The following is a 20,194-nucleotide window of genomic DNA, read 5'->3' as shown; positions in this document are numbered from 1 at the left end:
ATGCCTTGGTGGATTTGGCTACTCATAACAGTTTTTATGCTGCTCATGGTAGCGCTAGGAGTTGCTATTGTCGTTTTAAGCGCAATAAAAATAGCTAGGGTCTGCTTTGGCATTTCCGAAGACGTTTCTTCTAGATTTGAACGTTTGCATGAACCAAATAAAGAAGATAATGAAAATCCTCGAGATCCATTATTTACACTTCCTATTAAAGATGCAACGAATCGATATGAGCGAACGCACGCAAAAGTTATTGAGCGTCATCAAAAAATTCGCGAAAATCACCGTAAAATATGGCAGCATTGGGATAAAAAATCTCTTCGCGAAGAAGACATTCAGCTATAGCATATAAGAAAGCGACTAATACTTTTTATGTCTCATTTATCACATAAAAAAGACTGCAAAAATAAATCAAGCAATCCAACTGACTGCAATGAGAATGATGTAGTATTATCTCCTTCACAACGTTTCGCAGCTTTTAAAAATACAATGAAGCACGAGCGTTCAATGGCATCTAAATTTGAGCGTTCTTTGTCTTTTGAACTTGATGATTTTCAACTTGAAGCTATTGATGCACTAGAAAATGGCAATAATGTTTTAGTTGCTGCTCCTACTGGAGCTGGTAAAACTGTTGTTGCGGATTTTGCTGTATTTCTTGCGCAAAATCGTAATGTAAAAGCTTTTTACACAACGCCTATTAAAGCTTTAAGTAATCAAAAATATCACGATTTCTGCGAACAGTACGGCTCAGACAGAGTAGGGTTATTAACTGGCGATACTTCTGTAAATCCTGAAGCAGACATTGTTGTAATGACTACTGAAGTTTTAAGAAATATGCTTTACGAGCATTCGATTACGTTGCAATCTTTAGGGTTTGTCGTTCTTGACGAAATTCATTATCTTGCAGATAAATTCCGCGGAGCTGTGTGGGAAGAAGTTATTATTCACCTTCCAAAATCGGTGAAAATTATTGGGTTGTCTGCAACTGTTTCAAATGTTGAAGATTTTTCTGCATGGCTAGAATCAGTGCGTGGAGAAACTCATTTGGTTGTCGACGAACACAGACCCGTGCCTTTAGAAAGACATGTTGTTATTCAAGAGGATTCTGCAACTGAGCCTGAGTTACTCGATTTGTACGACCATGACAATAATGGAAACGTAACTAAGCGCGTTAACCCTGCATTGACTAGGAAACTTAATGAATTTGAGTACCGCGCTCGTCGCCGTAAAGAATCTTACAGCGATAGCAAATACCGTTACAGAAAAGGTAAGAAGCACAGTGCTAACGGGGGAGTTGCACAGTTAGATAAATGCGCGAAACGACATACTCCTCGTCGCTGGGCTGTTATTGACGAATTAGATTACCTAGGAATGCTGCCAGGAATTTATTTTATATTCTCTCGTTCCGGTTGCGATCAAGCTGTTCAACAATGTTTAAACGCAGGATTAATACTTACATCTGATGAAGAAATGTACGAAATCCGTAAAATTGTTGACAGTATGGTTGCAAATCAACTTTCTAAAGAAGATTTACACGCTTTAAGCTTTGAGCGTTTTCGTTTTGCTCTCGAACAAGGATTTGCAGCACATCATGCAGGTATGATTGCGCTATTCCGTCACATTGTTGAAACGCTATTTGAACGCGGACTTATTAAAGTTGTTTTTGCAACAGAAACACTTGCTTTAGGCTTAAATATGCCAGCTCGAAGCGTTGTTGTAGAAAAGCTAGTAAAATTTGACGGTACTGGGCATGTACCTCTTACACCTGGAGAATTTACGCAACTTACAGGTCGTGCTGGAAGACGTGGAATTGACGATATTGGTTACGCAATTCTTGTAGATCATGCTGATTTTGTTCCTCAACAGGCTGCAGCGCTTTCTAGTAAACGCGTATACCCACTACATTCCAGCTTCGTTCCTACGTTTAATATGGCAGTTAATTTGCTGAACTCAAGCGATGCAGATACTGCTCGAACAACACTAGATCGTTCTTTTGCTCAATGGGAAGCTAATGCTTCTGCTGAACGTTTACATAATCGCATGAACGAACTTGAAACAGCTCTTAAAGGCTATGAAGAAGCATTCCACTGCGAACATGGGGATTTTGCTGAATTCTTACAATTACGTATGAAGCTTAAAGAAGCTCAACACGATCAACGCCGTAAACTGAAACATACTTTATTCCACACAGATGCAGAACGCACAGCAGCGTTTAAAGCGCTGGATGATGTTATTGCAAATCTTAGAGAAGCTGAGCGAACGCATCCGTGTGCAGGTTGTGCAGATATTCAACAACATTTGCGTTGGGGCTACCATTGGATTAGAGAACATAAGGAACTTGATCAAGTACGTGAACGCTACGAATCTCGTACTGGTTCTGTTGCTAGAACTTTTGACCATATTTGTGACGTATTGTACAGTTTGGATTATTTACAATCTGAAGATTCTTCACAAAACCAAATTTTGCACCTTACTGAGCGCGGTCAATTGTTAAGAAGGTTGTATAACGAACTAGACATTGTATTTGCTGAAGCTATTTGCGAAGGAATTTTTAATAATCTTTCACCGCTTGAATTATTATCGTGCTTGTCTGCATTAGTTTATGAATCTAGAGGACCTGCAGGGGGAGAACCTAGACGATATCCAGGCGGCAAGGATGGCGCGATATTTAATACAGTATTGCGAATGAAAGAATTATTTATGCGTACTAGCGCATTATGCGCAGACGCTCATTTGCCAGCGTTAAGACCGCTTGAATTTGGTGCTGTAGATATTATGTATGATTGGGCTAATGGTGCTGATCTAGCTGAAATTTTGCGCAATACCGACAGCACTGGAGGAGATTTCGTGCGTCAAGCTAAACGTCTTATTGATTTACTTACTCAACTTTTCGCAGCAGGAGAATATTTACAATCTATAGATGGCGTAGATAAAAATCTTTCTTCGTGCGCTTATGAAGCTGCAAAACTATTAAACCGTGGAGTTGTTGCATACTCAGATGTATAAGTATGAGCATATACAAATAAAACGCATGTATTTTGTATATATAAATCGTTTTTATATATATAGTCCGTGCAATTCGGTAATTTTATAAAGTACTACACAAGGAGATACTATGGCAGAACGCAGTTTACGCGGTATGAGCATTGGTGCGAAATCATTAGAATCTGACGATAATGTAGATTTCGCGGCACGAAATGATGTTGTGTATGTGTGCCCAAAGGGACATCGCACGATTCTTCCTTTTGCTCAAGGCGCAGAAATTCCTGAAGAGTGGGAATGCCGCTGCGGCACGATTGCACATCGCGAAGGCGACGATGATCGTCCAGATGATGATTTCAACAAGCCTTCTAGAACGCATTGGGATATGCTGCTTGAACGTCGTAGTGAAGAAGAATTAAAAACTTTACTAGACAAACGTCTAAAAATGCATCATGAGGGCTGGATTCCTGACTATGAGTGAATTCTCGGTGACTTCAGGATGCACTAGTCGTCGCATTATTCTGCTTGATCTTGATGGCACATTAACAAAGTCAGATGCTGGTATTATTACTTGCGCAAAGCTTGCATTGAAAGAATTGAAACAGTCTATTCCGGACGATGCTGAAATGCATCGTTTTATAGGTCCTTCAATTTTAGAATCTCTTCAACGCAATAATGTGCCTGAATCGCTGCTAGCAAAGGGACTTGCTACGTATCGCAAGTATTATTCTGAAGTAGCAACTTTTGATGATCCAAATAATCCTGGTAAAAAGATTCCAGGATGCCTACTTAACAAAGTATACGATGGAATACTTGAGCAACTCACAAAACTTCGTGAAGCTGGATATTATTTAGCAACCGCATCTTGCAAGCCAGAATATCAAGTAAAGCCTATTTGCGATTATTTTGGTTTAACGAAGTATCTTGACGGAATTTATGGCGCTAGCAAAGATATGTCGCGCATTAGCAAAACTCAAGTTATTCGTTATGTTTTTGATGAGATTGATTACAATCCAGAAAAAGGCGACAGAGCTTTGATGGTTGGAGACCGCTGGACTGATGCCGACGGAGCAAAAGATTGCGGCTTGGATTGCTTGGGATGCGCTTGGGGCTATGCTGAGCCTGGCGAGCTTGAAGCACACGGATCTTACAGAATTATTGGTAGCGTAAGCGAATTAAGCACTGCAATTTGCGAATATTTCGCTTAATCTAATCAGAATTTTTGTCGTAACGGCTTTTTCTTTACACCCTCGTAAAGTTTCGGTCGTTTTTTGGCGGGAAAACGGCTTTTTCTTTACATACATGCACAGTTTCTGTCGGTTGAGCTTATTATTTGACTAGATTTACTTGATATTTATCCGATAATGTACGTTATGTCAAATTAGAGATAAATAATCAAACACAACCAACAAAATCTCAACTACTATCAAATAATATCCCTACGATACTTCTTACTAAATAATCTAAGACTTGCAACGTCGGTACGCACAAAATAGCATTGCAAAAATATTGACAAAAATAAGCGCGATAATAATCACATATGACGCAATCAGCGTTGATCTCATTAATAACCAATAATCATCGCGAACAAATCCAAAATCGCGAACAATATGCAAAAGCATGTACGCAAGCATTGCGCAAGGAAGCCCACAACAATGCGTAATAACAATACTCCAAGGCATTAAACCAATAGAATTTCTCTTATTACTATTGCTAATACTATTTGCCTTCAAATAAGCATTTTTTCGAAATTTTACTAAAAAACGCACGCAAGCAAATAAACTATAGAAAAACAATGATACTGAAGCAAACCAGCAAATAACAGCGATAATAACAACTACAAACATGCCATTATCCCCACGTTTCCTGAACAAGACTCCATGAGTTTGAAGATGTATGAGAAGTAGGTTTTGAATAAGATTTGCGAGTAGACTTACTACTTTTTTCTTCAACTTGCGTAGCATCAACAGAATTTTCAGAAGATAAGTCCTCTTCAACTCTAGAAACAATGCGGCCAACAGCAATAGCAAATACTGCTAAACCAGAAGCAAGCATACGACGCATATTATCTTGATTCTCATCGCACTCTTGAACAGATTGACCATCACAAATAATAGTCATATTTCTCAAACGCTCTTCTGAGTATCGATTAAGAAAAATAATAGCCGTAGTAACATTAACTAAATTAACGCCAGCATCAAGCAGCCTTTTAGCTACAGCCATAATCGCAATATCCTTAAAAGAATACAAACGACGAGAACCAGAACCGCTAGATGCATGAATTGAAGGCTCTATAATGCTTTTACGAGCCCAATAATCGAGTTGCCGGTAAGTAATACCGGCAACCTTCATAGCGACACTACCACGGTATCCTGAAGCGTGATCAGCAGACAGAGAAAAATTAAAAAGCTCCCCCTGTACTGCGTTAATCACATTATCGGACTGTGACTGCGTCATGTGCGAAAAATACCAGTCTGAATTTGCCAATCATAATTTCATCGCCATTATGCAGCACTGATTCATCAACACGTTCACGATTTACATACGTACCATTTAGACTTCCAGAATCTGAAATGCTAAACACGCCATTATGGCGCTTAAACACTGCATGAGCACGCGAAACAGTAGAATCATCTAACAAAATATCAGCATGCGAATCGCGCCCAACTGTTACTAAGTCTTCATCGAGAAGATAGCGAGAACCAGACACTGCTCCCCTAGTTGAAATCAACAACGCAGTACCAGGACGTAGTTTCGCTATAGTATCAAAATCATCCTGCTGCATAGGACGATCTGAAGTTGTATTCATTGGAATATGAATAGCTGGCATACCAATAATAGTGGTTTCGCCAGCTGTAGGAATCGGTTCAGTCATACTTGCTATTCTACCTTGTTACTCGACTGGTTTTGCATATTCGTACTGTTTTGGTTCGCGTGTCGAAGTAATTTCTACCTCATCAGGCACTGAAACCATTACAGAAGAACCAAATTTAATTTTTAAACGCGACCCAACACCGCCTGCAATATTAACAGCATTTTGCAAATTCTGAGGGTCGCCAATTGCTTTCACAATATAAGGAGGATCAATCATAATATTGTCACATATAAGACCATGCTTAGTTTGTGAAATATAGCTTGAAGTAACTATTCTCACACCGTTAATAGACATAACTTCTACGCCAGCATTTCGCAATTCCTCTATTAGCTGAAACATCGTAGCAGCATCAATATTCTCTTTTTCACCTGCAGTAATGTGAACTACAATACCTTTACCTACTGCCGGCAGACGTCCAGAAATAAGACCATTTGCTTGAGCATTCTGCTGAGCAATACGACGAGCTTCATCTTGTTTATCTACTGCTTCGCGCAACGAATTAAGCTGACCTGTTAATTCACTTTTCCGGCTTTCCAAACTCTGAATTTGAGAATGAGTTTCTGTAATAAGACGTGTCAACTCCTCTTCACTCATTGTTTCATACAAAAGTGAGTTACTACGATTAACTTGAATCATGTACGCAAAACCTAATAAAGCGCAGAGCAACATCATTAAAAAGCCCGTAAATATACGCGCCCGCGTCACATGACCACTTAGTGAAGATTTTACTTTACGATGAACTGCTGGGAAAGATCCAGTTTGAGTTTCATCACTTTCACGATCATGCGCTTTTTGACGACGCATTTTATGAAGAATATCATCACCTTGTGGAGAATGAGAAAACATTGAAACCATATGCTAACTCCTGAAGATGAAACGACGAATTGCAGAAACGTTAGAGAAAATACGAATTCCTAAAACAACGATAACTGCAGTTTGTAATTGTGCACCTACACCAAGCTGATTTCCAAGTAAAACAAGCAACGTAGCTGCTATAACGTTTGAGAAGAATGAAATAACAAAAACTTTATCCGAAAAGTTTCTCTCAAAATATGCACGTGCGGCACCAAGCAACGCATCTAGTGCTGCAACGACCATAATAGGTAAATAAGGCTGAATGACAATAGGAATATCTGGATGAACAACAACTCCAATTAATACTCCCAAAATTAATCCAAAAATCGCTGCCATGCTTATCTCCTAATTCTCTCGTTGGCAAAACTGATATCGCCTGTGTTTGCTGCGCTGAGTCGTATAACTCTCGAAGGTGAAACCTGTGGATTAATGCCTGCATTAGCTAAAGATGCGTACCATTTCATGCGTTTCATATCATTACACTGTTTAATTAAATCATCAGAATCGCCAATAACTTCAATAACATATGGACTTTGAGTTTGATTAACTCCAATAAGAATAGTTTGACCAGCAACACGAATAGAAGTTTGTGCTCCAAGTCTATGCCCATTAACAGAAATAGCTTCAGCGCCTGCTTTCCACAATAATGATACAAATTGTTGAATATCGCGATCTGTAACTAATCGCATTCTTGCGCCATTACTCTCGCGAGGCAAAGAACCGCTATTCACATCGCTCGAAGCAGAAATAGGATTAGCAATAGTTACAGTAATCCCAGAACCTTCTACAGCATGAGTGCCATTAACCATATCATCTGATTTACTAACTTCATCCTCTTCAGGCGTAGTAATTTTTTGCGACTCATGATCTACGTTATTTCTCAATAACGTTACTTCTTCTACAAGCTTATCGAAACGAGACGTATAACCTGACAACTCATTAGCTAATGAAGAACGTATTGCTTTTCTAGGATCAGTGTGTAACTTACGAACAAACTGACTCCCAACAGTACCGATAGAAACACACAATAAAAATACTATAGCTCTAGTGAACCACAGATTAAACGGTTTAACAGGTTGTTTACTTAATCTTGCATCCATAAACATTGGATCAACCGGACGATTAGTTAAATCATCAATAAGACGCAAAGCATAATCGTCAATATAACGTCTACGATCATGATTGTGAGCAAAACCACTGGGAGACATTACAACATGATGCGTTGAAATACCAGTAAATGAGTGCGAGAATAATGCTCTACGCCTAGTTAACAACATTCCATCAGGAGCAGCAAAAGACATTGGCATAGTGCTTTTATGAGACGTATGTTTTACATCTAAATCTTTGATACTATCTTTTAAACTAACAAATTCATCTTGCTTAGTCATATGTGCGTACACGCCTTATTTAGTTTTTTCTTGACTTAGCAAGTAACAAATAAGCTTGCATATAGTAAAGCAAGCCAGCATACCAATATAGAGCAATACCCCACACTCCACATGCAAGTGCAGCAGCATAAAGCAGGAACATAGACTCAGTAGCTACAGCATAAACAATCATTAAAGAAACGATCGAAAGCATAAGAAGCGCTGTACCAGCTTTACCTACAAAGTTAACAGGCAAAGGACCATAATCTCTTTGCGCAAGTACTATTACAAGTACAGCCATAATAACATCACGCAATACTACTAATAAAAGTGCCCACCAAGGGATAATCATTGCAACAGCTAAAGCTAACGTACTGCAAAAAATCAATAGACGATCAGCTATAGGATCAAGGATTTGACCCAACTTACTAACTTGATTCAAAGTACGAGCAATATAACCATCAAGACAATCAGAAAACGCAGATATTGCTAAAACAATAAGAGCAAAAGTCATCTGATGCTGTGTAATAAGCCAAGCAATATAAGGAATTGAACATATGCGCAAAAAACTGATTAGATTAGGTATTGTCAAAACTCGATTCATTGCTTCAGGACTATATTCCTGATTAATAACGAACTTAGTCATAATATCTTCCTCATACGAAATCACTCAATTAATCAGCATATATTCGCATCAAAAAAAAACTCGCTTGTTGTGCAATACTTAATATGTTGGGGACATATTTCATGTCCCCAACATACATCTAATATTTATTCGTGCCAAGCAGCTTTTGCAGTATTACGAATAGCTTCAATCGCCTCTTTAGGACTTTCTGCTCCATAAACTGCAGAACCTGCAACAAGCACATCAGCACCAGCTTCAGCAACTATTGCTGCAGTTGAAGGGCTAACTCCTCCATCGACCTGAATATGAGTCTGCAATCCGCGACGAGTAATTTCGTCACGTAAACGGCGAACCTTATTCATTTGATTAGCTAAGAACTTCTGTCCACCAAAACCAGGCTCAACAGTCATAATAAGAACCATATCGAATTCATCAAGAATATCGAAAATAGGTTCAACTGGTTCTGCAGGACGCACAGCAAAGCAAGCTTTACAACCCATATCGCGAAGCTGACGAGCTAATCTCACTGGAGCATGAGTAGCACCCATATGAAAACTCACAGAAGCAGCTCCAAGCTTAGCGTATTCTGGAGCCCAACGATCTGGATCCTCAATCATCAAATGTACGTCAACTGGAAGTTTAGTAACCTCACAAATTCGCTTAACAATTGGTTCACCTAAAGTCAAGTTAGGTACAAAGTGATGATCCATTACATCGACATGAACAAGATCCGCATTAGATATTGCATCAAGGTCACGCTCAAGATTGCAAAAATCTGCGGAAAGAATGCTAGGTGCTATTTGTATATTCATGTGTACTATTCTAGAAAATGCAAGCGACTAGTTTTATAAAAACAAAATTTTTAAAATTGCTTTTTCAAATACTTGAATCTTATTTACTAGAAGTATTCTGAGACTCACGTTCTCTTTCGTCTGAAGTTATATCTATAAGTCGTTCAACAAGAGAATCACGAGTACTAGCACTCTTTTGCAGCAAAGCAAAAACAATAGTTGCACAAATAAATACGATAATAGAAACCCAAACATTAATGCGAACACCTAAGAAAACATGTGAAAAATCAATTCGCAATGCCTCAATCCATACTCGTCCGATTGTGTACCACATAACATAAAGTGCGAATACGGAACCGGCTTTTAACTTCTTAGCTATAACTTTGCCAAAATAAATAAGCAATGCAGCACCGATGAAATTCCAAATCATCTCGTACAAAAATGTTGGATGAAATAATGTGCCTTCTGGGCACGTTAACCCATCATAACATCTTTCACTATGACCTATTGCTTGTGTGGTATCATAATTTAACTTCAAACCCCATGGCAAGTTAGTAGGAGCTCCGTAAAGTTCTTGATTAAACCAATTCCCCAATCTTCCTATACCTTGAGCAATAAGCACTGCAGGAGCTGCACAATCAGCTAGTAATCCAATAGGATATTTACGATACTTGCATAACACACAAGCAGCCAATGCGCCTAAGAATATGCCGCCCCAAATTCCTAGACCACCATTCCAAATTCTAAATATTTCTAAAAAATCACCATTAGAGCCAAAAAACTTTTCTGGAGTTGTAATAACGTGATACAAACGCGCGCCAATTATTCCAGCAGGAAGACTGACTAAAACAAGATCAAGTATCTGGTTAAAATCTCCTCCAAGACGCTTCCATCGACGCGTAGTAATCCACATTGCAACCAAAATACCGGCAAGAATACTAAGAGCGTAAAACTTTATGTTTACAAAGCCAAGAGAAAATTGCGAAATACTTGGCGACGGGATAAAACAGACTGTCATGGCGTCGATATTAGTCTAAGCCCACGATTGCGACAGATAAATTCAGAAATGAGCAAGTTGCAAAAGCACAAGCAGCACAGGACCGCACAGCAAAATAGAATCTACTCGGTCAAGAACACCACCATGACCTTTTAGCAAATGCCCCATGTCTTTAATACCAATATCTCTTTTAAGCATAGAAGCACACAAGTCACCGAATGTGCCAATGATTCCAGAAGAAATACCCATGACTAATGGCATCCACCAGAAATTGAACCAAGAGGAACCATAAAAACCTGCAATAATTGCATATGCTCCTATAATTGCAAAAAGCATTGAGCCTATTAAGCCTTCTACAGACTTCTTAGGAGAGATTCGCGGAGAAAGCTTATGTTTGCCCAACCATGCACCAGCAAATAATCCGCCAGTGTCACTTAATGCAGGTAAAAATACCAAAAGCATAGCGTGAGCAACTGCGTATTTTGTATTTGTAAGAGCTAATACAATGCAAGAAGCTAAAAGTGGAATGTACAACACCACGAATAGCGAAACAGACGTATTCGTAAATAAAGTATGTTCGTATGATGAGCGGTTAGAACCATCGAGCTTTTTTTCTACAGCTTGCATCGTTCTATCTGAAATAGTACTGCTAAGAGTCGCACAAATTACTGTAAGAAGCAAAGATGCAGTAATTCCACTAGCCATAGCAACAGCATGCCATTTTGCATAGTATGTTGAAAAAATAGTTACAAGCGAACATATTGATAACGTTACGAAAGGAATACGCAAACCGAGAGTTGCAAAATCAACATGTAATTCCCACAATGCCAGAACCATAAAAATGGCCATAAGCACTATAAAGACATCAATGCTAATAATTAAGCAAGAAACAATTGCTACAACTAGTATTGCGGCAGTAGCAATTGCTTGAGGCATATTCCTGCCCGTGCGACGATTAATATCACTTAAAGTTTCATGGGTGCCATGTGTAGCAGTATCTGCTTTGTCAGAAGACAATCCTACTTCTAATGCAGTTTTTTCAGCATTTGCTTTACTGACTTCATTGGCAAAATTATGCTGTTTTATTTGACTCATACGGCACCCATTCAGTTTGAAACTACAAAAATCTCAGACTTCCATAATTTCTTTTTGCTTACCTTCAAGCAAAACGTCTAAGGAATCAGTAACTTGCTTAGTTACTTTATCAAGCTCTTTTTGTAAACGATCGCCTTCATCTTCGCCAAGTTCACCATCTTTAACAGACTTGTCAATAGATTCCTTAGCTTTGCGACGAATATTGCGAACTGCAACTTTGCCTTCTTCTGCTTTATTCTTAGCAAGCTTGACGTATTCCTTGCGACGCTCTTCCGTGAGCTCTGGCATAGTAACACGAATAACATTGCCATCACGATTAGGGCTTACACCTAAATCAGAATCGCGAATAGCCTTTTCAACAGCATTCGCTTGAGAAGCGTCAAAAGGCGTAACTGAAAGAGTTCTAGGCTCTGGAACACCAATAGATGCAACAGCTTTAATTGGAGTTGGAGCACCATAATAATCAACCATAATTCCGTTTAGCAAAGCAGGATTAGCACGACCGGTGCGAATACCCATAAAATTCTCTTTAGTAGCTTCAACAGACTTATTCATCTGTTCACGGGCTTGATCAATTATTGCTGACATGTGTTCTCCTTTATAATATTTAAGCAAATGTTGGCTCTGCATTAGACACTAATGTGCCAATAGATTCTCCAACAAGAGCACTAGTTACGTTACCTTCGCCCTCAAGACCAAACACACGAATTTTTTGATTATTATCGCGAGCCATAGAAAGCGCAGACGCATCCATAACAGCTAAACCATCAACGATAGCGCGATTGTAGTTTAATGTTAGGAACTTACGAGCAGTAGAATCTTTACGAGGATCAGCACTATATACGCCATCCACACCATTCTTGCCCATAAGAACTTCATCGCAATGAATTTCCAATGAACGTTGAATAGAAACAGTATCAGTAGAAAAATATGGCATTCCGGCACCAGCACCAAAAATAACCACACGACCCTTTTCAAGGTGACGAATTGCTTTCAACGGAATATAAGGTTCTGCAACCTGACCCATTGTAATAGCAGTTTGTACGCGAGTTGCTTGCCCTGCTTGCTCAAGAAAATCCTGAAGAGCCAAGCAGTTCATTACAGTGCCCAACATACCCATATAATCGCCACGGCTACGATCAATACCTGCTTGCTGCAGTTCTGCTCCCCTAAAGAAGTTACCGCCGCCGACAACAATAGCAACCTGAACGCCTTGATTCACTGCAGCTACTATTTCGCCAGCAATCCTACGAATAACATTAGTATCAATACCAACAGCGCCACCACCGAATGCTTCTCCAGAAAGCTTTAATAAAACCCTACGGGACTTTCCTTCATCCGTTTGTGCAATAGCCATACAGATTCCTCCAGTCATAACGGCGAATGAGGTATATCTTTGTCAGTTTATCTATCAATAACGACACTCAAAACGCACGTTAAGCTGGAAAATGAATATAAAAAATGGGTTGCGCACAACTTGTGCACGCAACCCTATATACAAGAACAAAAATAAATTCTTATATAATTAGTGCTTATTCAGCAGCACCTTTGCCAACCTCAACGCGAGCAAAGGCAAGAGCGGTGCCGCCAACTTCCTTGAACAAGTCACCAACGCTCTTGGATGGATCCTTAACATATGCCTGCTCGAGAAGTACAGTTTCCTTGAAGAAAGCGTTCATACGTCCTTCAACAATCTTTGGAACAATCTTCTCTGGCTTGCCTTCAGCCAAGGACTTCTCGGTTGCAACGCGACGCTCAGATTCCAAAACTTCTTCTGGAACATCTTCGCGGCGAAGCCACTGCGCACCCATAGCGGAAATCTGCAAAGCAGCTTCGTGAGCAACCTTTGCACCAGCCTCGTCAGTAGCAATCATGGAAACGATGCTTGGAGGCAATTCCACAGACTTCTTGTGAGCATAAATCTCAACGTGTGGACCGCTTACCTTAGCAACCTGACCAACCTTGACGTGCTCGCCAAACAAAGCTGCTGCTTCTTCAACAGATTCCTTAACAGTTGCGCCATCAGCTGGTGCTGCAAGTACTTCTTCAGCAGTAGAAGCATTAGCTTCAACAGCATGGTCAAGAACAGTGTTTGAGAATTCCACAAACTTTGGTGTCTTTGCCACAAAGTCAGTTTCAGAATTCAACTCAACTGCGTAACCAGTTTCGCCTTCAGCAGACTTAACAACCTTAGAAGCGATGGTACCTTCCTGAGCCTTACGACCTTCACGCTTACCAGCTGCCTGAATACCCTTAGCGCGGATGATTTCCTTAGCGCGGGCAACGTCGCCTTCAGCTTCAGTAAGAGCCTTTTTAACGTCCATCATGCCGGCGCCGGTTTCTTCACGCACCTGCTTAATCAACGCTGCAGTAATTGCTGCCATTTTGTTCTCCTCGTATCAATATGATTCTTAAAAGCTGCAAAAAGCAAAATCAATTGGATTTTGCAGCTTCTAGATAAGAATCTGGTTGCAAATTAGCTTATCAGGCATTTGCCTCAGTATTTTCTTCCTTGGCAGGCTTAGCTTCAGCTTCGCCTTCCTTGGTGAGCAATTCCTTCTCCCAAGCTGCCATTGGCTGAGCATCATTACCTTCAGACTTAGCGCCCTTACCGGCATGCTCAAGCAAGCCTTCAGCTACAGCATCAGCCATCAAGCTGGTCAATAACTCAATGCCACGAATAGCATCGTCGTTAGCAGGAATTGGATACTCAACAGCCTCAGGATCAGTGTTGGTATCAACAATTGCCACAACTGGAATACCAAGCTTATGGGCTTCTTCAACAGCCAAAGCTTCCTTGTTAATATCAACAACGAACATGGCGGATGGAGTGCGGTTCATGTTGCGAATACCACCGAGCTGCTTGGAAAGCTTGTCCTTCTCGCGCTCGAGAAGCAAAAGTTCCTTCTTAGTCAAGCCGGATCCACGAACATCGCTGAAGTCCATTTCCTCAAGTTCCTTCAAGCGCTTTACGCGAGTAGAAACAGTCTGGAAATTGGTCAACATACCGCCAAGCCAACGCTCGCAAACATAAGGCATGTTTACGCGAGTTGCCTGATTCTGTACAGCTTCCTGAGCCTGCTTCTTAGTGCCCACGAAGAGAACAGTGCCGTTGTGAGCAACAGTCTGCTTGATGAAGTCATAAGCCTTGTCGATCATGTCGAGAGACTTGAACAAATTGATGATATGAATACCATTGCGCTGGGTAAGAATGAACTGCTTCATCTTTGGGTTCCAGCGACGAGTCTGATGACCGAAGTGCAAACCAGCCTTCAGCATTTCGCTCATGGTAATCTGTGCCATATCTATATACCTTTCTTGTCGGTTATTTCCTGGCCATGTCTGTTCGCATGCAACTTGGCTGACACATGCCTAAATCCAAGCCGACCGACACGAACGGACGCGTACATGGCGCGTATTTGCGAATCCGTGTAGACAATAAAAAGCGAGCAATCATATAACGCGGCAATACTCATGCTCAAAATGGACACGCAGAGAGTGATTATATCAGATACTCAATACCAAAAATCGGCATCCTTGTAGCAATAAAAGCAACAAAAATGCCGATAACTTTTAAAAAATTATTTACACATAACGCATAAAAACTAAAACTTAGCTACGCATATTATTGCGCAACTCACGCAACGCTTGACGGCGCACATCCTTTTCAAGCCTATCTAAATAAATATGACCATCTAAATGATCACACTCATGCTGAATCATTCTAGCCATAAGACCTTCACCTTCAAGCACTACAGTCTTACCATCTAAATCAATTCCACGAGCTCTAGCATAATTTGCACGCCTAGTTTTGTACCATAATCCCGGAACAGAAAGGCAACCCTCGTCGTCGTACTGTTCACCTTTTAGCTCTTCAATTACTGGATTTAGAATATAGCCAATTCGACCATTTATATTGTAAGAAAAAGCTCTAAAACTTACACCAATCTGATTAGCAGACAATCCAGCTCTACCTGGATCATTTACCGTTTCCAATAAATCATCAACTAAATGTTTCACAGCTGGCGTAATTTCACGAATCTCATCACAAGGAGTTCGCAATACGGGATCCGGAACAATACGAATTTTTCTAATAGACACTCGATTACTCTTTCTTTTATGTAAGTAGGAATAACGAAAAAACAACTACAAATATGTAAGCTTTTTACTCGACATGTTCATTATGATCACTATGCGATGTCGAAGAGGAATCTGATGAAGATTCTTCACCAAAACGCTTCAAATGATTCGCAGCTTGATCGATAGCTTGACGTACTCGAGGAGTTACAGCTTCCTGAGCTTGCTTAACAGTCTCCTGTGCTTGCTTAACAGTCTCAGTAGTTTTATCGAGAATCTTTACAGTTGCTGGCAAAGGACGAGTATTAGGCTTTGGAGCATACAATTGCGTTTCGATAATATCAGCATAGCGAGCAAGAATCTTCGGACGAACAATCTTCATACTTGGAGTCAAGGTTCCAGCATCTTGAGTAAATTCATCTTGCAAAATAACAAACTTACGAACAGACTCAGCGCGAGAAACAGTACTATTAGCTTGGTCAATAAATTGCTGAATTACTGAACGCACTGCTTCGTTAGTAGCAATCTCACTCATAGTAAGGTTAACATCCATACCCTTATTCTTTAGCCAAGAACGAACCATATCTGGATCAAGCTCAATTAAAGCAGAAACAAATGGCTTACCATCGCCCACTACTACAGCATGAGAAACTAATGGGCATTGAGCAATAATACCTTCCATAGGAGCAGGACTTATATTCTTGCCACCGGCAGTAATAATAATATCTTTTTTGCGACCAGTAATAGACAAGAATCCTTCATCATCTATTGAGCCAAGATCGCCTGAATGCAACCATCCATCTTCGTCAATAACTTCTGCAGTAAGCTCAGGCTTATTGAAATATCCCATAAATACGTTAGGACCTTTAATAAGCACTTCATCGTCGTCAGCAAGACGGATAGCTATACCAGGACCAGGTCGACCTACAGATCCAACTTGATTTGCATGCTCAAAATTAACTACACAAGGAGCGGCAGTTTCAGTCATTCCATACCCTTGAATAAAAGTAATACCATCAAGACCATTAAAGAAATGAGCCAAATCAGCATCCATTGGAGCTCCACCGCAAGCTAACCATGAAAGATTAGGACCTAAAGCTGAACGAATAGAAGAACCAACTGTTTTCATGTACATCGCATGATTCATGCGTGCAGCAAGAGAATGAGTTTTACCTTCAACATTGTCGCGAGACCATTGAATGAAATGCTTTACAGCTTTAGCAAAGATACGACCCTTTATGCCAGCACCAGCTTTTTGTGACGCAGCATTATAAACTTTTTCAAAAACTCTAGGCACGCCAAGTAAATACGTAGGCTTAAAACTACGCAAATCAGCCAAAAGATGCTTAGCATTAGGCACATATCCAATAACACCGTGAGCACCAATAGCAACATATTGAATGTACCGAGCAAAACAATGCGCCAATGGAAGGAATAAAAGCAAACGATTTGGTTTGCATAACATATCGTTAAGAACATCGTAACCAGCAAAAACAATATGCGTAAAATTACGATTTGAAAGCATTGCGCCTTTAGGTCTACCAGTCGAGCCAGAGGTGTAAACAATAGTAGCTAAATCATCTGCCTTAACAACATCAACAGCTTTATTAAGCTCATCCTCAGTAATAGATCTACCAAAATCAACAACTGCTTCCAAGCCACCAGCTTTGAAATTAAATACGGTTTTCAAAGTTATATGTTTATGATCCTGACGAACACGCTCTAAGCATTGAGCATGCGCATCGTCTCCAGCAAAAGCAATAACTGGCTTAACTTCATCGATAATGTCAGCTGCCTGCAATGCTGAATCTGTTTCATAAATAGGAACGCTTACAGCACCAATACATGCACAAGCAAAATCGACAATACCCCACTCATAACATGTAGCAGAGTAAATAACAACTTTGGAGCCATGCTGAACTCCGAGTGCTATTAAGCCTCGAGCTACTGCACGAACTTTCGCGAGCATTTCAGATGAAGTAACATCATGCCAACGACGAGTTTCATCGTCTTGCCATTGAGCAACCAAGTCTTGTGGGCTACGCATAGCACGATTGGCGAGTAAGGAATAAATGGTATCACCGTCTTGAGTTGGGTGAATGGCTTCTACAGCAAATTCTCGGAGCATATTATTTATTGTACTTGATAACAGAATCGACACGACTGCACGAAGTACAAAAAATAATACTTAATATTGTCATTTACAAACAAACACTGGGAAAAAACTTAGATTCTACAAGTCGTGCAAGGTAGAATGTTTAATCTTACAAAAGTGAACCCCTTTATTGCTAAAATTGTTGAAAAATCAGCAAATCAAGCAATAAGGGGCTCATATTTATTTGAATATATGTACATAAGTCTTCAAACGCATTATCATAGATGTCTTATTTCAGCTACCTACTATAAGCGACGATTTTATCCTAGATCTGCATACGTGCAAATCCAACGATTATTTTTCAATTCCAAAGATAACGACGCCCAGTATTTCACAGGTCCTGCACAAATGCGCACAACACCTTCAAAATGATTCGGGCTGACTAACATTCCATTAAACAAACTCGGAACTGCAGGAAAACTACGCACAGCAGAGCGAGTTTCCGAATCGTTATTATCAGTGAAATACTCATCCATCAGTTTCCACATGTTAGTTAATTTAGTAATACAACTTTTTGTTAAAAGCTGCGACATTGCTGGAGAAATAGGCCTACCTCTCGAAATATCTGCAGCTATGCAAGCAATTTGACAAGTTTTTAAAGCTAAATTAACAAAAGCCTGCTCATCTCTACTGTCGAAATAACACATTCCAACATGGTATTTCAAGCATTCACGCGAAAAACCAACACTAACTTCACCCTCATATACAGGCAAGCTAATACGAGGTCTACAGAAAACATGTGGAGGATCCTCGTCATTGTTTTTCTTAGTCTTTGAGGACTTATCTTTCAGCTCATCATCACTGTAATCGTTATCTTCCATGCCATAGGCATCAGCAAAATCTATCTTCATGTTTCTCTCCTGTTTTAACAATTATTTAAAACTGTTGTTATTTAAAACTTGTTAAGCTTATATTTCTACAAACTAAACGAGTTTAGATAAAAGCTTACAACGTAATTTTTCTCTAACTGCGTAATTAATAAAAATGTGGATAAATTACAAAATATTCGTCGTTTTTATTGAAAATAAACGATTTTATGCGTGTTGAATTATACACATTACGGTTTAAAAGAATAGCAAATATAGCTAAAAAATCATATTTATGCATAAATCAATAGAATGTTCATATAGATATAACAATTTTGAAAACAAAAATGGCGGCTCAGAGCAAATTACTGAACCGCCATATTTTATGCAATAAGCATCATACTTATAACACTAACGAATATCCTGATGGAATGGGTTAAATACTACGTTGCAACGCTGGAAGCTCTTAACATCAACATAACCTGTAGAAGCCATTGTTCTGCGCAATGCACCAACAAAGTTTGTAGTACCATCTGCTTCATGACTTGGACCGAAAAGAATATTTTCTAACGGAGCCACAGTGCCAACATTTGAGCGCATGCCACGAGGAAGTGATGAATGGCGAGCCTCAGCACCCCAATGAGTGCCATGACCAGGAGCCTCAGTTGCGCGAGCTAATGGAGTACCAAGCATAACTGCGTCAGCTCCAACTGCAAGAGCCTTAATAAAGCTGCCGGAATTACCCATTCCTCCATCAGCAATAATTTGCACGTAACGACCGCCGGATTCATCCATATAATCCCTACGAGCTTCAGCAACATCCGCAATGGCAGTAGCCATAGGTGCTTGCACACCTAAAGTATTCATTGTTGCGGATACTGCTCCGCCGCCAAATCCGACTAAAATACCTGCAGCTCCAGTTCTCATCAAATGAAGAGCAGAAGTATAATCCGCGCAACCTCCAACAATAACAGGGACATCGAGATCGTAAATAAACTTCTTTAAATCAAGAGGTTCATGATCTTTAGAAACATGTTCCGCAGATACTGCTGTTCCGCGAATCACAAATAAATCAACACCAGCTTCTAGCACAGTGTTATATAATTCTTGCGTGCGTTGTGGAGAAAGAGCTCCTGCTACTGTCACTCCAGCATCTCTGATTGTATGCAAACGCTTTGCAATCAATTCTGGTTTGATTGGCTCAGTATAAATCTCCTGAATGCGGCGGGTTGCAATATTTGACGGCATCTCAGCTATTTCTTTTAACAAAGGTTCTGGATTCTCATATCGAGTCCATAAACCTTCTAGATCAAGAACTCCAAGACCACCCATTTGACCAATTGCAATCGCAGTATCCGGGCTAGTAACAGAATCCATCGGAGCAGCAATAATTGGGATATCAAACGTGTAAGCATCTACTTGCCATGAAGTAGATACAGCTTGAGGATCACGCGAGCGGCGCGAAGGAACAATAGCAATATCGTCAAGCGAATATGCAACTCGGGCTTTTTTGCCCAAACCAATTTCAATTTCCTGAGACATACTTCTTAGGCTAGTGCCTTATGCTGACGA

At 40.0% G+C, this 20,194-nt stretch carries 22 protein-coding genes; 4 read left to right on the top strand and 18 right to left on the bottom strand.

All coding sequences use genetic code 11. The features are described 5' to 3' along the window. The 4 genes from HXT38_RS02570 to HXT38_RS02555 all read left to right on the top strand — a co-directional run bounded on the left by HXT38_RS02570 (position 1) and on the right by HXT38_RS02555 (position 4,187). Positions 1-342, top strand: a complete 342-nt coding sequence (locus HXT38_RS02570) for a hypothetical protein (protein ID WP_032842489.1) — start codon at positions 1-3, stop codon at positions 340-342. 27 nt (positions 343-369) lie between these two features. Further along, positions 370-3,003, top strand: coding sequence for a DEAD/DEAH box helicase (locus tag HXT38_RS02565; protein ID WP_004106627.1), 2,634 nt, complete (start codon positions 370-372; stop codon positions 3,001-3,003). Between the two features lie 109 nt (positions 3,004-3,112). Further along, positions 3,113-3,460, top strand: coding sequence for an RNA polymerase-binding protein RbpA (locus HXT38_RS02560; protein ID WP_004106625.1), 348 nt, complete (start codon positions 3,113-3,115; stop codon positions 3,458-3,460). Then, positions 3,453-4,187, top strand: a complete 735-nt coding sequence (locus tag HXT38_RS02555) for an HAD hydrolase-like protein (RefSeq protein ID WP_050397231.1) — start codon at positions 3,453-3,455, stop codon at positions 4,185-4,187. The genes HXT38_RS02560 and HXT38_RS02555 overlap by 8 nt, the downstream gene beginning before the upstream one ends. 255 nt (positions 4,188-4,442) lie before the next feature. Here HXT38_RS02555 and HXT38_RS02550 read toward each other — a convergent pair whose 3' ends face one another. The 18 genes from HXT38_RS02550 to HXT38_RS02465 form a co-directional block, all read right to left on the bottom strand. After that, positions 4,443-4,712 (bottom strand): hypothetical protein, encoded by a 270-nt coding sequence (locus tag HXT38_RS02550; RefSeq protein ID WP_421792000.1) that lies wholly within the window; start codon positions 4,710-4,712, stop codon positions 4,443-4,445. Positions 4,713-4,830: 118 nt separating this feature from the next. Then, the gene (locus HXT38_RS02545; protein WP_064340297.1) at positions 4,831-5,436 is read right to left on the bottom strand and encodes a MerR family transcriptional regulator; all 606 of its coding nucleotides are present in this window, start codon (positions 5,434-5,436) and stop codon (positions 4,831-4,833) included. Then, positions 5,414-5,854: an FHA domain-containing protein gene (locus HXT38_RS02540; RefSeq protein ID WP_004106618.1), complete on the bottom strand. Its 441-nt coding sequence runs from the start codon at positions 5,852-5,854 to the stop codon at positions 5,414-5,416. Before HXT38_RS02540 ends, HXT38_RS02545 begins: the two co-directional genes overlap by 23 nt. Before the next feature lie 18 nt (positions 5,855-5,872). Then, a complete protein-coding gene (locus HXT38_RS02535) occupies positions 5,873-6,709 on the bottom strand; it encodes a DUF881 domain-containing protein (protein WP_004574263.1) in 837 nt (278 codons plus the stop codon). Between the two features lie 3 nt (positions 6,710-6,712). Continuing rightward, positions 6,713-7,045 carry a small basic family protein gene (locus HXT38_RS02530; RefSeq protein WP_004106615.1) on the bottom strand — a complete coding sequence of 111 codons (333 nt, stop codon included), beginning with the start codon at positions 7,043-7,045 and terminating at the stop codon, positions 6,713-6,715. Between the two features lie 2 nt (positions 7,046-7,047). Further along, positions 7,048-8,097, bottom strand: coding sequence for a DUF881 domain-containing protein (locus HXT38_RS02525; RefSeq protein ID WP_004106613.1), 1,050 nt, complete (start codon positions 8,095-8,097; stop codon positions 7,048-7,050). 19 nt (positions 8,098-8,116) lie between these two features. Next, positions 8,117-8,722 carry a CDP-alcohol phosphatidyltransferase family protein gene (locus HXT38_RS02520; protein ID WP_064340298.1) on the bottom strand — a complete coding sequence of 202 codons (606 nt, stop codon included), beginning with the start codon at positions 8,720-8,722 and terminating at the stop codon, positions 8,117-8,119. 125 nt (positions 8,723-8,847) lie between these two features. Next, positions 8,848-9,513: a ribulose-phosphate 3-epimerase gene (gene rpe / locus HXT38_RS02515; protein WP_004574269.1), complete on the bottom strand. Its 666-nt coding sequence runs from the start codon at positions 9,511-9,513 to the stop codon at positions 8,848-8,850. Between the two features lie 79 nt (positions 9,514-9,592). After that, positions 9,593-10,510 carry a prolipoprotein diacylglyceryl transferase gene (gene lgt / locus HXT38_RS02510; protein ID WP_004106607.1) on the bottom strand — a complete coding sequence of 306 codons (918 nt, stop codon included), beginning with the start codon at positions 10,508-10,510 and terminating at the stop codon, positions 9,593-9,595. 42 nt (positions 10,511-10,552) lie between these two features. After that, positions 10,553-11,584 (bottom strand): phosphatidate cytidylyltransferase, encoded by a 1,032-nt coding sequence (locus tag HXT38_RS02505; protein WP_004574271.1) that lies wholly within the window; start codon positions 11,582-11,584, stop codon positions 10,553-10,555. Between the two features lie 33 nt (positions 11,585-11,617). After that, entirely contained in the window at positions 11,618-12,172 is a 555-nt protein-coding gene (frr, locus tag HXT38_RS02500) for a ribosome recycling factor (protein WP_004106603.1), read from the bottom strand. Between the two features lie 19 nt (positions 12,173-12,191). Beyond that, positions 12,192-12,941 (bottom strand): UMP kinase, encoded by a 750-nt coding sequence (gene pyrH / locus HXT38_RS02495; protein ID WP_004106602.1) that lies wholly within the window; start codon positions 12,939-12,941, stop codon positions 12,192-12,194. 175 nt (positions 12,942-13,116) lie between these two features. Beyond that, positions 13,117-13,968, bottom strand: a complete 852-nt coding sequence (tsf, locus tag HXT38_RS02490) for a translation elongation factor Ts (protein ID WP_004106601.1) — start codon at positions 13,966-13,968, stop codon at positions 13,117-13,119. A 100-nt stretch (positions 13,969-14,068) separates the two neighbouring features. After that, positions 14,069-14,887 (bottom strand): 30S ribosomal protein S2, encoded by an 819-nt coding sequence (rpsB, locus tag HXT38_RS02485; protein ID WP_032842488.1) that lies wholly within the window; start codon positions 14,885-14,887, stop codon positions 14,069-14,071. Positions 14,888-15,196: 309 nt separating this feature from the next. Continuing rightward, positions 15,197-15,685 (bottom strand): peptide deformylase, encoded by a 489-nt coding sequence (locus tag HXT38_RS02480; RefSeq protein ID WP_004106598.1) that lies wholly within the window; start codon positions 15,683-15,685, stop codon positions 15,197-15,199. A 64-nt stretch (positions 15,686-15,749) separates the two neighbouring features. After that, on the bottom strand, positions 15,750-17,789 hold the full coding sequence (locus tag HXT38_RS02475) for an AMP-dependent synthetase/ligase (RefSeq protein WP_004106596.1): 2,040 nt from the start codon (positions 17,787-17,789) through the stop codon (positions 15,750-15,752). 287 nt (positions 17,790-18,076) lie between these two features. Then, positions 18,077-18,667, bottom strand: a complete 591-nt coding sequence (locus HXT38_RS02470) for a hypothetical protein (protein ID WP_004106594.1) — start codon at positions 18,665-18,667, stop codon at positions 18,077-18,079. Positions 18,668-19,033: 366 nt separating this feature from the next. Further along, positions 19,034-20,164, bottom strand: coding sequence for a GuaB3 family IMP dehydrogenase-related protein (locus HXT38_RS02465; protein WP_004106592.1), 1,131 nt, complete (start codon positions 20,162-20,164; stop codon positions 19,034-19,036). Positions 20,165-20,194: the final 30 nt, after the last annotated feature.

The organism is Gardnerella sp. DNF01157, assembly GCF_049244225.1.
In the GTDB taxonomy this organism is placed as follows: domain Bacteria; phylum Actinomycetota; class Actinomycetes; order Actinomycetales; family Bifidobacteriaceae; genus Bifidobacterium; species Bifidobacterium leopoldii.
The sequence above is the reverse complement of the archived record's forward strand: the minus strand, read 5'-3'. Positions and strand labels throughout refer to the sequence as shown.